The following is a 13,479-nucleotide window of genomic DNA, read 5'->3' as shown; positions in this document are numbered from 1 at the left end:
CCGCTTCACCCGCCGGTGGCGATGTTCAGCACCTTGAACGGCGTGGTGATGACGATCTCGGCGACCGATCCGACGGCCTTGCCGAGGCCCTGTCCGAGATTGTCGAGCTGGGCCGGCGCGGTCTCTTCGGAGGCGAGGCCGGCCGGGGCGCGCAGGCGGTCGCCGAGCAACTGCACCAGGAACGGGTTGTCGGCGAATTTGGCGTGGTTCAGCCGGTCGCCGCCCTTAGTCTTGGTCAGGTCGACCACCGAGACGCCATAGCTGGCGAGGTCGGCTGCATCGCCATAGTCGCCGACGCGCGGCTTGTCGCCGGAGATCAGGGTCGACAGCCTGAGCGCCCGGTCGTCGCCCGAAAGCAGCACGGCGAACGGCTTGTCTGGCTTGCCGTAGCGGATCATCTGCTTCTTGAACACGTCGACGTCGATGTCGGGTGAAGCCAGGATGACGTAGCCGAGCTTGCCGCCGAGGTCGCGGTCGCCGGTGATGGCAAGCTGGCGCAACGCTTCCATGGTCACCCAGGTTCCCATCGAATGGGCAATGATGTCGATGCTCTTGGCGCGGCTCTTGGCAAGCATGCGCAGCGTCGCTTCGAGATCGTCGCGCGCCGCATTGGCGCTTTCCTTGTCGTAGATGTAGCCGGTCGTCTTGCCGCTCGACGCCCACGAAAACAGCACCGGGGTGCCCGGGTATTTGGTGTCGTGCGCGATCTGCGTCAGCCGGTAGATGCCGTCGTCGAAGCCGTTGTTGAAGCCGTGCACGAAAACCAGCGCGCGGTCGCCGCGCATGGCGATGTCGGCGCCGACCGCCTTGGCGAATTGCGGCGCGCCTTCGTAGAAGGTGACGCCGGTCGCCGTGAAATCCTTCGCCGGATTGCTGTTGGCCGAGCCCTTGACCCGTTCGATGGCGCCGACCTGGTGGACCTTGGGAACGGTCACCTCGACGCTGGCAAAGCTGGTGGTCGGCGAGCGGTCTCCGTCGAACACCTGCCGGGGCTCTTTCGTCGCCTTTTGCCGGGTTGTGGCGACGAAGATCTTATGCGTCGCCGCGATATCGGCAGCAGGCACCGTGATCGTCGTCTTGTTGAGCAGATCGTGCGTGTTCTGGCCGGCGCAGCCTGCCAGCGCGAGCGCGAACGCAACGACGAGAAAGATCTTCGAAGGCACGGTCACGCGGGCTCCCGCAAAGGCGACGTCGAGCCGGAGACGTCTTGGCCTATTCGATAGAGGCAGAGGCCGGCACGGTCCAGTTCAAACTGTTCCGATGGTGCGGCATGGTCAACAATCACTGCCGCGCAATGCAGCTATTGTCCGACCGAGGCGATGCGGTCGGTCACCTCGCGGTCGCTGGCAAACCCGTCATCCTCGCGCAGCTTCTGGCCGATCAACTGCACCAATTCCGGGTTGTCGGCGAATTTGGTGTGATTGAAGCGGTCGACGCCCTTGACGCTGGAGAGATCGACGACCGACACGCCATAGCTGGCGAGGTCGGCGGCGTCCTTGTAGTCGCCGACCCGGGGCCGTGCGCCGGCGATCAGGCCGGACAGCCTGAGCGCCCGGTCATCGTCGGAGAGCAGCAGGATGAACGGCTTGTCCGGCTTGCCGTAGCGGCGCATTTGGCTCTTGAACACGTCGACGTCGATGTCGGGCGAGGCCAGCACGACGTCGCCGAGCTTGCCGCCGAGATCGCGGTCGCCGGTGATGGCGAGCTGGCGCAGCGCCTCCATGGTGACCCAGGTCCCCAGCGAATGGGCGACGATGTCGATGCGCCGCGCGCCGGTCTGCGCCAGCATTCTCAGCGTCACTTCCAGCTGGTCGCGGGCAACGCTGGCGCTTTCCTTGTCGTAGACATAGTCGGTGGTCTTGGCGCCCGACGCCCAGGAAAACAGCACCGGCGTGCCGGGATAGCCGGAATCATGGGTGATCTGGGTGACGCGATAGACCGCGGCGTCGAAGCCGGTGTTGTAGCCGTGGACGAAGACCATGACGCGGCCGCCGCGCGCCGCGATGTCGGCGCTGAGCGCACTGGAGAATTTCGGCTGGGTGTCGTAGCCGACGACCTCGGAAGCCATGAAGTATTTGGCCGGATCGTCCGACTTGCCGCGCGAGCGCCGCTCGATCTGGCCTGTCTTGTGGATGCCGGGGACGGTGACGTTGACGCGGGCATAGTTCAGCGTCGCCGAGCGCTCGCCGTCGAAGACCTTGTTGGGATCGTCGGAGCGCTTGCGCGTGGTGGCGATGAAGATCGAGTGGTTGCCGGCGATTTCCGTCACCGGCACCGCCATCATGGCGCTGCCGAGCAGTTCCTCGGTTTGGCGGCCGCCGCAGCCGGCGAGCAGCGCGGCAAGGACAATGATGCAAATCGTCTTCAAGGGCACTTAAGCAATTCCACTCCGGCCTAACCAAAGGCCCATCCACCTCCGCCGCATCTCCCGGACAGCCGAAGTGCGGCGGAAGTAAGTCGCAGGCGCCGAAATGCGCTCAGCGCCGCTCGACTGCCATCGCACTGTTGCGCGAAAGCCAGAACGGCGGCAGGAAGGCCGGAATGTTGGAAAAGGGCAGCACTTCCGGCTTCAGCCTTATGCCGAGCACGTCGGTCATGAAGGCGCGGCGCGCCTCGATGCGGTGCCAGGCTTCGGGATAGCGCGCGGCGATCTCTTCGCGCAGCGCCTCGTCAGCCAGCGCGATGCCGTCCTCGATGTTGGTGGTGAAATAATCGGTGCCGGTCGCCGGGATGATGTCGACCTGCAAGGCCATGCCCGACTTCAATCTGATGTCGGAGCCGGAAAATACCGGCGAATGCATCCATTCGTCGATATGGATGAGATGGCCGGGATTGAGGGACACGCCAAAGAACGGAGCGCCGATGCGGTCGTGCACCGCTTGCCACAACGCGCCGCCGGGAACGCCGATGCCGACCGTCTCGTACCAGTCGACGACGGCACAGAAATAGGGCGCGACCAGCTTCTCGACATAGTCCTGGATGCCCCTTGGAAGCTCGGCCGCGTCCTCGACCAGAAAACCGGCGCGGGCGTTGAGCGAGCCCTGGATGCCGTAGGCCATGGTGATGGGGTCGCCGCGCTCGATGACGTCAAGACGCGGGCTCGGCAGGCCATAGGCCGCACGCCTGCCGGCCGACAGCATCGGATGACAGCATTGCGGCAGGCCGTTGATGCCCATCAGCCGCGCCGCCTGCAATTCGGTCATGCCGGGTTCGATGCCTTGCAGGACATTGCGCAGGCCTTGCGAGGAATAGGTCGCGGCGAATTCGAATGCGGCCAGCTGGTCGGCCTCGTTGATGGCGCGCAGGCCGTCGGCAGGGTTCATCAAAAGGTTCGCCGCGTTGACGATCACGCCCCCCGTTACGGCATTCTTGTCGCCGGCAAGGCTGCGCAAGGTGTCGGCGATGAAGGACGGCAGGTCGAGCGTCGTTTCGCCAAAACCGGCATCGCCGGGGCCGAACGGCTTCCAGCCGATGGCGCCGATGCGCTGGCCGGCCTTCAGGCCGCAATCGACGAGGATGTCGGCCAGCGCTTGCGAGCGGTCGCGCGGCTGCGCCGGCAGCGAAAACGTCTGGTAGAGCACGCGCTCGTACGGCCCGTCGCAGATTTCGGCATAGCCCCAGCCCTCATTGCCGACCAGCAGTTTCGGCGACTTGCCGGGAACGATGACCAGCAGCGTCTCCTCGAAGCGCGGATCGTAGCCGCAGAGATAGGCGACATTGGCCGCATGTTCGCGGTCGCCATAGACGACCAATGCATCGAACCCGCCGCGCGCGACCAGTGCCGCGATGCGGGCCTCATAGGTGGCGCGCGTAACCAGCGGCATCACCGTCGGCTCGCCGAACTCCGGCAGCGACACGGTTTTCCGGGCCACCGATGCGACAGGCATGAACAGACGCTCCTAACGGCCAACGAGGTTTTGGGAACACCCTTTCGGGTGGCCGGACAATGGCTTCGCGAGGCCGGATATGCAATAGCGGGACCGAATTCGGCTAGCCTGTGGGGTGCTCTTGCCATGACCAGTTTCTCCTCTCGCGTCGCTGCCGCCGCTGCCGCGATCCGCGAGATCTTTCCGGAAACGCCGCTGCAGGAAAACGACTACCTGTCGAAGAAGACCGGCGCGCGGGTGCTGCTGAAGCGCGAGGACCTGACGCCGGTGCGCTCCTACAAGATCCGCGGCGCCTTCAACTTCTTCCGCAAGTCGCTCGCCGCCGGCAACAATGCCGAGCTGTTTGTCTGCGCTTCGGCCGGCAATCATGCGCAGGGCTTTGCCTTCGTCTGCCGTCATTTCGGCAAAAAGGGCGTCGTCTTCATGCCGGTGACGACGCCGCAGCAGAAGATCGACAAGACGCGGCTGTTCGGCGGCGAATTCGTCGAGATCAGGCTGGTCGGCGATTTCTTCGACGACTGCTATCGCGCCGCACTCGAATTCACCGAAACTGCCAGCGCCCACATGGTGCCGCCTTTCGACCACAAGGACATCATCGAAGGGCAAGCGACCGTCGCCTATGAGATATCAGGCCAGATGCCCGGCGCACGCATGGCTGATATCGTCATGCTGCCCGTCGGCGGCGGTGGCCTGGCCGCCGGCGTCACCCATTATTTCGCCGACCAGCAGCGTGAAACACGCTTCGTCTTTTGCGAGCCGGCTGGCGCCCCGAGCCTGAGCGAGAGCCTCGCCGCCGGAAAGCGGGTCAAGCTCGCCAAGGTCGACAATTTCGTCGACGGCGCGGCGGTGGCCGAGATCGGCCGCGAGCCGCTGCGCCACCTCAGGGAGTTTGCCGCCGACGCAGTGCGGCTGATTCCGGAAAATCGGCTCTGCGCGACCATGATCGAAATGCTCAATGTCGAAGGCGTCGTGCTGGAGCCGGCCGGCGCGCTGGCGATCGACGCGCTGAAAGATTTTCCCAAAAAGGAAATCAGGGGCAAGACCATCGTTGCCGTCGTGTCCGGCGGCAATTTCGATTTCGAGCGGCTGCCGGATGTGAAGGAACGGGCGCTGCGCTTCGAGGGCTTGAAGAAATACTTCATCATCCGTTTTCCGCAGCGGCCCGGCGCGTTGCGCGATTTCCTCGAATTGCTTGGCCCCGACGACGACATCGCCCGCTTCGAATATCTGAAGAAATCGGCGCGCAATTTCGGTTCGGTGCTGATCGGCATCGAAACCAAGGACCGCCGCAATTTCGACCTGCTCAAGGCGAATTTCGACGCCGAGAGCGTCCACTATCAGGACATTACCGACAACGAGACGCTCGCCGGGTTCATCATATGAGCGGCAACGATCTTCCGAGCACTCAGGGAAAGGTTTTTGTCGCGCTGTTTTCCGGCATCAACGTCGGCGGCAATCGCATCGTCAAAATGGCAGAACTCAGGTCATTCTTCGAGGAGCTCGGTTTCTCAGATATCGCCACCTATGTGCAGAGCGGCAACGCCGTCTTCCGGTCGCCAGATGGCGATGCGGCGATGCTGACCAGGCGGTTGGAAGCGGAATTCGAAAAGAAATGGAGATTCCACTCGCGCATCATGGTGCGCGATCTCGGCTGGCTCGAGCGGCTGGCGGCGGAAAATCCCTATCCGGAAGTCGCGGGCGAGCCGACCAAGCTGCACGCCTATGCGCTGGAGCGCCAGCCGACCGCCGACGAGTTCGCCCGGCTGGCGGAAAAATGCACTGGGCCCGAACGCTTCGAGATCAAGGGCGACGTGCTTTACCTGCATGCGCCCGACGGGCTCGGCAAATCGGTCTTTGCCAATCTCATCCCGCGCGTTCTGAAGGTGCCCGGCACGGCGCGCAATTGGCGCACCGTGCTGATGCTGCTGGAGATGGCCAAGGCCGGCGGTTGATAGGTCGTCTACGCGGCCGGAGCGCGTTTCCAGTCGAATGCCAGCTCTTCGCGGAAGGCGAAGCGCTTGATGTGGTCGGCGACGACCGTTTCCAGGCGCTCGAGCGAGGCGGCCTCGTCGGTCGTCACCGCAATATGCAGCGCCGTCGGGTCGGCATCGAGAATAGTGCGGCCGAGCGTCAGATCGATGCTGCCGTGGTTCGGGTCGAATTCGACCGGGAATTTGTGCGCCCAATGTTTGCACAGCTGCTGCAGATAGCGGCTGGCATGTTCGGTGGCGACGTCGACATGGCTGGTCGGCATGAATGAATTCTCCTTGGGAATGCGGACGCGAAACCGAACCAGGGCCAGGCGACGTCCGCTCAAGATGGCGTGATCGGTTACCAGCTTCCGGTGTTCGGCATCGACGCCCAGGGCTCGGCCTTCGGCTTTGCCGGGCCTTTCTGCAACAGCTCGATCGAGATGCCGTCCGGCGATTTGACGAACGCCATGTTGCCGTCGCGCGGCGGCCGGTTGATGGTGACGCCATTGTCCATCAGCCGCTGGCAGGTGGCGTAGATGTCGTCGACCTCATAGGCGAGATGGCCGAAATTGCGGCCGCCCTTGTAGTCTTCCGGATCCCAATTGTAGGTCAGCTCGACCAGCGGCGCTTTCTCGCTGATGCCGCTTTGCTCGTCTTGGGGCGCGGCGAGGAAGATCAGCGTGTAGCGGCCCTGCTCGCTTTCGTGGCGGCGCACTTCCTTCAGGCCAAGCTTGTTGCAGTAGAAATCGAGCGAAGCATCGATGTCGGCGACGCGGACCATGGTATGCAGATAGCGCATGGATTTCCTCCGTATGTTGCGTTGCGGCGCAACATACGGGCGGCCCGGCCAAAGGGCAATTGGCCACGCTTGCCGGCGCCGGCAAACGACAAATCCGCTATTCCTGTACGGAACCGTGAAAAAAGGCACGTCAGGTCTTGCACACACCGGAAGCCGCGGTGTTAATCTGGTGTCAAGAATCAGTTGCGGTGTTTCTTGAAAAAAGGGGGCGTTCTTATGGGGGAAAAGGCCTCTTTCATGGGGCGGGACGGGGCCGGTAACGATGCGTTGAAGCGGGATGAGAGCGCCGATACGGCCGATCTCGTCGAAATCGCCGGCGCCATCAAATGGTTCGACGTGGCCAAGGGCTACGGTTTCATCCTTCCCGATGATGGTTCTTCGGGCGACATCCTCCTCCATGTGACGTGCCTTCGAAAGGACGGTTTTCAGACCGCCCTGGAAGGCGCCCGTGTCGTCTGCCTGGTCAAGCAGGGCGAGCGCGGGCTGCAGGCTTTCCGCGTGCTCTCGATGGATGTCACCACAGCGGTGCATCCGGCAGAGCTGCAGGAGCAGCGCACCCATGTCGCAGTGACGCCGGAAAGCGGCCTCGAACGGGCGCTGGTGAAATGGTTCAACCGCACCAAGGGGTTCGGCTTTCTGACCCGGGGCGAGGGCACCGAGGACATTTTCGTCCACATGGAGACGCTGCGCCGCTACGGCATCACCGAACTCCGTCCGGGCCAGGTGGTGCTGGTCCGCTTCGGACGCGGCGACAAAGGCCTTATGGCTGCCGAAATTCACCCCGATATGGGTACCTTGCCGGTCTCGCATTAGTTCCGGCCGAGGATTTCATATGGCTCACAGGAACCGGCTGACGGCGGGCGCGCTCTACGCCGGGATTTTCCTCATCGTCGCCACAAGCGCCTTCTTCTATTTTCAGCAATCGAGTTTGGCCGACGGCAAGGCGATGATCCTTCCCGTCGACCCGGCGCCGCTAGTCGCGGTGACGAAGGCGGGCGAGCGTTCTTTCTCCGTCGAAATCGCTGACACGCCCGCCGAGCGCGAGGCCGGCCTGATGTTCCGCCGCCACATGGCCGACAATCACGGCATGCTGTTCGTCTTCGGTGCGCCGCAGGATGTGAGTTTCTGGATGAAGAACACGCCGCTGCGGCTCGACCTGATCTTCGTCGGCCAGGACGGCCGGATCCGGGCGATCAAGCAAGGCGAGCCGCAGTCGGAGGCGATCATTTCGCCGGACGAACCGGTGCGCTTCGTGCTCGAGCTCAAGGCAGGAACCGCCGCCAAAAAGGGCATCAAGGACGGCGACCTGCTGCGCCATCCGGCCATCGGCGCGGCGCCGGGGCCGGCCATGCCGCCGCCCGACAAGGGCGATGCGCCGAATGTCGATTCCGACTGAACGGGCAGGATCTTCGGCCGATGCAGTTCTTCTCCCATGACGGTTTCGAGCTTGCTTTCCTTGACCGCCAGCCGGCATCGGGGCAGGGCGATCCGGTGCTGATGATCCACGGCTTTGCCTCGAGCCATTACGTCAACTGGATGTCGCCCGGCTGGTTCAAGACGCTGAACGACGCCGGCTACCGTGCCATCGCCTTCGACAATCGCGGCCATGGCTCGTCGTCAAAAAGCTATGACGAAGCGGACTATACGCCGGCAAAAATGGCGTCCGACGCGGCAGCGCTTTTGAACCATCTCGGCATCGAACGCGCCCATGTCATGGGTTATTCGATGGGCGCGCGCATATCGGCCTTCCTGGCGCTCTCCGAGCCGGACAAGGTGGCGACGCTGGTCTTCGGCGGTCTCGGCATCGGCATGGTCGACGGCGTTGGCGACTGGGATCCGATAGCCGCCGCGCTGCTGGCCGAAGATCCGGCAGGCGCCAGCGATCCGCGCGGCCGCTCGTTCCGCGCCTTCGCCGACCAGACCCGCAGCGATCGCCGGGCGCTCGCCGCCTGCATCGCCACCTCGCGCGAATTGCTGAGCGAGGCCGACATTGCCCGCATTGCCCAGCCGACCTTGATCGCGGTGGGAACCAAGGACGACATCGGCGGCTCGCCGGATGAACTCGCTGCCTTGATGCCGAACGCCAGGGCATTTCATATCGAAGGCCGCGATCACATGCTGGCGGTCGGAGACAAGACCTTCAAGCAGCGTGTGCTGGAGTTTTATGCAGAGCATCCGCTTTGATGGATGGCTCCCAAAAGCGGCCATCGGGCCTGAAGCTGGGTTCTTAGCGGTTTTGCAACGATACAGCAGTAAATAAGCGCGACGTGTGGATCGGTTCAAACCCGCCACGCGCTGAACGAGGGCAGGGGGGTACGATGGCACAATGGGGAAGAAGCGACGCCGCTTTGCCGGGCGTCGTTGCGAAAAGCAGGTTCGGCGAATGGTCCGTTGTTCTAGCGCTGGCCGCATTGGCGACAGGGGCGATTGCGATCACCGCGTTGATAGCAATGCCGAGCGACGCCTCCCCACTGCTCCAGAACAGTGCGACGGGCTTCTTCGCTGCGGTATTTTTTCTGGCCGGCCCTTTGGCACATCTTATCGGCGTGGTCTTCGGCTTGATGGCCGTGGGTCGCCCAGACGACAATCGTGTGCTCGGCCTGGCCGGCATCGTCGTCAATGGCGCGTCGCTTGCGGCCGGGGTGTTCATGCTGTGGGCAATGGCATCGACTTTTGGCGCATTCACCTGATCTCGGCAAACCTCCGGCAGGCAAGCGACCGACGCGACCCCTCAGCTTCAAATCTGCGCGAGTTGCCATGGTCGATCTTCTCGTCACCTATCTGGAGATGACCGGGCCGCCGTTCGGCGGCGGCTTTGCCGCTCCCGAACCGGGCGCGGCGGTGGTGCGCGAAACGCTTGGCGTCGCTGATTACATCAGCCTGTACCGCGCTGTTGGCGAGCCTGTACAATGGGATCAGCGGCTGCGCATGCCCTTGGGCGACCTCGAGCGCCTTCTCGCCAGTCCATCGACGCATATCTATGTCGATGGCGAAGCCGCCGGCCTGTGCGAATTCACGGGCGTCGGCCAGCCGGTTGTCGAATTGGCCCATTTCGGGGTCGTTCCGGCTCTTCAGGGCCGCAAGCTTGGGCCGTACCTGCTCGACCGGGCGCTGCGCGCCGTCTGGTCGCATGAACCCGAAAGGGTTTGGCTGCACACCGATACCCACGATCATCCGGGCGCGCGATCTGTCTACGGGCGAGCCGGTTTCAAGGCCTATGCGCAGCGCATGGAGACGTTTCCGGATTAGGATTTGTCTGGGCTGAGGTTATCGCCAAGCGCCCTGACCGAGCGCGCCATGTTTTGCCGGGCCTGGGTTTCGAAGCGCCGGCGGAATTCCTCGCTATGGAAGATATGCGGACGCGCGAGGAAGCCCTTTAGGACAGCGGCACGGCCGGCCCGCCACATCGGCTCATCGACCCACTGATATTCGCGGCGAACCGCCTGTTCGTAAGCGTCGAACACGTCAGGCGCGGCACCCAGGATCGCCAGGTCCATGTCGAGGAACAGCGCCGCGTCACGAACGGAATGCTGGTCGCCAAGGGGCGGCAATTCGTGGCTGGCGGTGGCAGTGATCATCGCTGCGATGCGACTGATGCGTTGTGCATCGGCGCGGCCGGCGAGCTTTGTCTCGGCAAGTGCCGCACTCCTCGGCTCATTGTCCTTGGCGCGGCTGTCGTAGATCGCGTCGTGGAACCAGATCGCCGCTTCGACTGCTTCAGGATCATGCAGCAATGCCTTGTAATCGTTGGCTAGCGCCAGCATCGCCTCGATGTGGCCAAGGTCGTGGTAGTGGCGATCCGCGGCGTCATACAGCGCGGAAAGCTCGCGCTTCAGCGTCTCGTCCATCAAGGTTGCGTTTTCCATGGCTGCTTGAAATTCCGCCAACCAAATCCATTTGACGAAGCACTAAGGAAAATTGAGTTCACCCGTGCTATGATCTGGCTTATAGGTGCGGCCGGAGAATAGGCAAGCCGCCAAGCCGAGACATTGGATGGCCTGAGACATTGGATGGCCGGAGACATCAGATGAACAGCGTTACGATTTCCCGTCCCACCAGGGTGCAGCCGGTAGATCCGATCTGGCGTTCGATCCGCGATGAAGCAATGGAAGCGGTCAACCGCGATCCGCTGCTGGCGGCGTTCCTCTATTCGACCATCCTCAATCAGGAAAACCTGGAAGAAGCGGTTATCCACCGGCTGGCCGAGCGCCTCGCCCACCAGGACATCGGCTCCGACCTCATCCGCCAGACATTCAAGGCGATGGCGGCCGACGACAAGGACTGGTCGACGACGGTGCGCGTCGACATCCAGGCCTATTACGACCGCGATCCGGCCTGCGACCGCTTCATCATGCCGGTGCTCTACTTCAAGGGTTTTCATGCCATCCAGACGCACCGGCTGGCGCATTGGCTGTGGAACCAGGGCCGCCAGGATTTCGCGCTGTATTTGCAGAGCCGATCGTCCTCGGTGTTCCAGACCGACATCAATCCGGCCGCCCGCATCGGCAAGGGCATCTTCCTCGACCACGCCACCGGCCTCGTCGTCGGCCAGACAGCGGTGATCGAGGACGACGTGTCGATCCTGCACGGCGTCACGCTGGGCGGCACCGGCAAGGCCGGTGGCGACCGCCATCCCAAGATCCGCTACGGCGTGCTGATCGGCGCCGGCGCCAAGATCCTCGGCAACATCGAGATCGGCCATTGCTCGAAGATCGCGGCCGGCTCGGTGGTGCTGTCGCCGGTGCCGCACAACAAGACGGTTGCCGGCGTGCCGGCCCGCGTCGTCGGCGAGACCGGCTGTGACCAGCCTTCGCGGCAGATGGACCAGCTGTTGCCGTCGCAGACGATGGACCACGTCGTCAGCTTCGACATCTGAGTGCTCGGGCAGGGGCTGAATTCCTGCCCCCTATGCCGGCTTGCCTTTACATGGCCATTGTCGACGTGCCAGAAGCGCGCTCACCAATGCATGTCGCCCAAAAGTGCCCAGCGGTTTTGGGATAGCGACATGCATGAAGCAAGATTTAAAGCGCGTCGCATCGATCTCTTCAGACGCGACGCACTTGAGCAAGCGACGATCGGAGAAGACTGTTGAAGCCGGACGAAATCAGAAAGCTGGACGCCTATTTCAAGCGCACCTTCCAGAACCCCAAACTCGAAGTGAAGGCGCGGCCGCGCAAGGAAGATTCGGCCGAGGTCTATGTCGGCGACGAGTTCCTCGGCATCGTCTTCAAGGACGAGGACGACGGCGACTATAATTTCTCGATGGCGATCCTCGACATCGATCTGGCCTGAGCCGCGAGTTTGGTGCTGGCCGGACCTGCTTGTTGCAGGCGGGACCGCCTGATGGCGGAGCGCAGACGTCGGAGACTGGCTGGAGCATCCCTCCCTTCGTCATCCCAGGGCGGAGCAAGGAGCGAAGCGACGCGGCGCAGACCCTGGGATCCATGCCGTTACCTCGCGGCAGTGCTCCACTCTGACCAGAATCGAATGCTTCTTGGCACCGGCTGGGCGTCCTCTACCAACCAGTCCCGCGAAACAGTTCGAACCACTCTGGATTGGTCTTCTCGATCAGCTCGATCTTCCACCGGCGTGGCCAGCGCTTCAGCGACTTCTCGCGCTGGATGGCGTCGCGAATGTCGAAATGTTCCTCGTACCAGACCAGACGCTGTACGCCGTAGCGGCTGGTGAAGCGCGAGCCTTCGCCAGATTTGTGCTCCGGCATGCGGCGGCCGAGGTCGTTGGTGACACCGATGTAGATCGTGCCGCGCTTCTGGCTTGCAGTCATGTAGGCATAGCCCGTCATGGCTGAAGGGTAGTAGGCATTGTTGCGGATGCAAGCACCGTTCTGAGCCGCTGCATTCTTCGACTGGCGTAACGGCATGGATCCTAGGGTCTCCGCGACGTCGCTTCGCTCCTGCTCCGCCCTAGGATGACGAAGGCGTGGTGGGCCCACAGCCAATCGCAAACCCTGGAGATTGGTAGCCCGATTGGCCGGGGCTCCAGCCCTCAGCCCTTCAGGGTCGGTCAAAGGATCAAGCCCTATCGCCCTGCCTTCAGCACACGCGTTGCCTCGCCAGAAATCGCTGCGTCGAGCGCCTGCCAGTCGCCCAGGAATTCCCGGGGGAAGCGGTAGGTAAGGCTGAGATTGTCGCCGACCAGGATGTCGCGTTCGCAGGGCGCCAGCGATTCGTCGGCGCTCGGCCCGCTCAGGCAGCGGGCAACGAACGGATCCTTGCCGGGGCGGTTGGCGACCGCCACCACTTCGTTGAGATAGCCTGATTTTTCACTGAAGGCGTAAAGCAGCGTCCCGCCAGGGCCGGGCGTGCCGGGCTGGGCGATCAGCGCGCTGTAGATCGGCGCGAAGCGGCCGCTCATGTCGCGCGACATCATCTGCGGCTCGAACGACAGGAAAACGATGTCCTTGCTGGCTCCGGTGTGGTTGAAGTCGTTGCGGGCAACCTCGCTGTAGCCGTCCATCTCGGGATAGCGCAGATAGAGGTCGAGCCGCGAGGCGATACCGTCGCGCCGGGCCTGGGCAAAGCGGATGACATTGGCCGGCACGGCGATGATGTTGTTGCCGATGACGACCTTGTGGACCGTGGTGTCGTCGGTGTACCCGGCCATGGCGATCGAGCGGCCGAACCATTCGCCGCCAAGGCTGATCGCCACCGAAAGCAGCGCCAGCGTCGCGAACGCATAAAACACCCGCTTCATCAGCGTCGAATCGACGACGCTGAGTTGCGGGCCCTCTGTGGCGGCTGCCTGCTTCATCGCGATCCTCGTTGCCGTCCCATCGGTGTGCCTGAACGGCACATCTCGG

General features: G+C 63.3%; 17 protein-coding genes. 9 read left to right on the top strand and 8 right to left on the bottom strand.

Annotation, left to right across the window (positions count from 1 at the left end):
• Positions 1–5: 5 nt before the first annotated feature.
• The 3 genes from NKH05_RS21675 to NKH05_RS21665 form a co-directional block, all read right to left on the bottom strand.
• Positions 6–1,169, bottom strand: coding sequence for an alpha/beta hydrolase (locus tag NKH05_RS21675; RefSeq protein WP_352481137.1), 1,164 nt, complete (start codon positions 1,167–1,169; stop codon positions 6–8).
• Positions 1,170–1,300: 131 nt separating this feature from the next.
• Positions 1,301–2,374, bottom strand: coding sequence for an alpha/beta hydrolase (locus NKH05_RS21670; protein ID WP_352481136.1), 1,074 nt, complete (start codon positions 2,372–2,374; stop codon positions 1,301–1,303).
• Positions 2,375–2,477: 103 nt separating this feature from the next.
• Positions 2,478–3,887 carry a hypothetical protein gene (locus tag NKH05_RS21665; protein WP_352481134.1) on the bottom strand — a complete coding sequence of 470 codons (1,410 nt, stop codon included), beginning with the start codon at positions 3,885–3,887 and terminating at the stop codon, positions 2,478–2,480.
• Between the two features lie 126 nt (positions 3,888–4,013).
• On the opposite strand from NKH05_RS21665, the gene ilvA reads away from it, so the two are divergent.
• A complete protein-coding gene (gene ilvA / locus NKH05_RS21660) occupies positions 4,014–5,270 on the top strand; it encodes a threonine ammonia-lyase IlvA (RefSeq protein ID WP_352999725.1) in 1,257 nt (418 codons plus the stop codon).
• Positions 5,267–5,839 carry a DUF1697 domain-containing protein gene (locus NKH05_RS21655; protein WP_352641165.1) on the top strand — a complete coding sequence of 191 codons (573 nt, stop codon included), beginning with the start codon at positions 5,267–5,269 and terminating at the stop codon, positions 5,837–5,839. The genes ilvA and NKH05_RS21655 overlap by 4 nt, the downstream gene beginning before the upstream one ends.
• Before the next feature lie 8 nt (positions 5,840–5,847).
• On the opposite strand, the gene NKH05_RS21650 is transcribed toward NKH05_RS21655, so the two are convergent.
• On the bottom strand, positions 5,848–6,141 hold the full coding sequence (locus NKH05_RS21650) for a DUF2218 domain-containing protein (protein ID WP_352481132.1): 294 nt from the start codon (positions 6,139–6,141) through the stop codon (positions 5,848–5,850).
• Between the two features lie 77 nt (positions 6,142–6,218).
• Positions 6,219–6,659, bottom strand: coding sequence for a lactoylglutathione lyase (gene gloA / locus NKH05_RS21645; protein ID WP_352481131.1), 441 nt, complete (start codon positions 6,657–6,659; stop codon positions 6,219–6,221).
• 216 nt (positions 6,660–6,875) lie between these two features.
• Here gloA and NKH05_RS21640 point away from each other — a divergent pair, with 216 nt between their 5' ends.
• From NKH05_RS21640 to NKH05_RS21620, 5 genes are all read left to right on the top strand, one after another.
• Entirely contained in the window at positions 6,876–7,472 is a 597-nt protein-coding gene (locus NKH05_RS21640; RefSeq protein WP_036244259.1) for a cold-shock protein, read from the top strand.
• A gap of 19 nt (positions 7,473–7,491) precedes the next feature.
• The gene (locus NKH05_RS21635; protein ID WP_353026028.1) at positions 7,492–8,055 is read left to right on the top strand and encodes a DUF192 domain-containing protein; all 564 of its coding nucleotides are present in this window, start codon (positions 7,492–7,494) and stop codon (positions 8,053–8,055) included.
• 20 nt (positions 8,056–8,075) lie between these two features.
• The gene (locus tag NKH05_RS21630; protein ID WP_353026026.1) at positions 8,076–8,843 is read left to right on the top strand and encodes an alpha/beta fold hydrolase; all 768 of its coding nucleotides are present in this window, start codon (positions 8,076–8,078) and stop codon (positions 8,841–8,843) included.
• 164 nt (positions 8,844–9,007) lie between these two features.
• Positions 9,008–9,349: a hypothetical protein gene (locus tag NKH05_RS21625; protein WP_353026025.1), complete on the top strand. Its 342-nt coding sequence runs from the start codon at positions 9,008–9,010 to the stop codon at positions 9,347–9,349.
• A 67-nt stretch (positions 9,350–9,416) separates the two neighbouring features.
• On the top strand, positions 9,417–9,908 hold the full coding sequence (locus tag NKH05_RS21620; protein ID WP_352817535.1) for a GNAT family N-acetyltransferase: 492 nt from the start codon (positions 9,417–9,419) through the stop codon (positions 9,906–9,908).
• Here NKH05_RS21620 and NKH05_RS21615 read toward each other — a convergent pair.
• Positions 9,905–10,525 carry an HD domain-containing protein gene (locus NKH05_RS21615; protein WP_353026023.1) on the bottom strand — a complete coding sequence of 207 codons (621 nt, stop codon included), beginning with the start codon at positions 10,523–10,525 and terminating at the stop codon, positions 9,905–9,907. The genes NKH05_RS21620 and NKH05_RS21615 overlap by 4 nt on opposite strands.
• Before the next feature lie 161 nt (positions 10,526–10,686).
• Here NKH05_RS21615 and cysE point away from each other — a divergent pair, with 161 nt between their 5' ends.
• Both cysE and NKH05_RS21605 read left to right on the top strand, forming a co-directional pair.
• Positions 10,687–11,535: a serine O-acetyltransferase gene (gene cysE, locus NKH05_RS21610; RefSeq protein WP_023717455.1), complete on the top strand. Its 849-nt coding sequence runs from the start codon at positions 10,687–10,689 to the stop codon at positions 11,533–11,535.
• A 212-nt stretch (positions 11,536–11,747) separates the two neighbouring features.
• Positions 11,748–11,951 (top strand): DUF3126 family protein, encoded by a 204-nt coding sequence (locus NKH05_RS21605; protein ID WP_023674799.1) that lies wholly within the window; start codon positions 11,748–11,750, stop codon positions 11,949–11,951.
• A 223-nt stretch (positions 11,952–12,174) separates the two neighbouring features.
• Here the strand turns inward: NKH05_RS21605 and NKH05_RS21600 are convergent, their stop codons facing one another.
• Both NKH05_RS21600 and NKH05_RS21595 read right to left on the bottom strand, forming a co-directional pair.
• The gene (locus NKH05_RS21600) at positions 12,175–12,462 is read right to left on the bottom strand and encodes a GIY-YIG nuclease family protein (RefSeq protein ID WP_352481307.1); all 288 of its coding nucleotides are present in this window, start codon (positions 12,460–12,462) and stop codon (positions 12,175–12,177) included.
• A gap of 236 nt (positions 12,463–12,698) precedes the next feature.
• Positions 12,699–13,430, bottom strand: coding sequence for a hypothetical protein (locus tag NKH05_RS21595; protein WP_353026022.1), 732 nt, complete (start codon positions 13,428–13,430; stop codon positions 12,699–12,701).
• Between the last annotated feature and the right edge of the window lie 49 nt (positions 13,431–13,479).

The sequence above is a fragment of the Mesorhizobium sp. M1399 genome (assembly GCF_040317735.1).
GTDB lineage: Bacteria > Pseudomonadota > Alphaproteobacteria > Rhizobiales > Rhizobiaceae > Mesorhizobium.
This window is presented reverse-complemented; position numbering and strand designations above follow the sequence as displayed.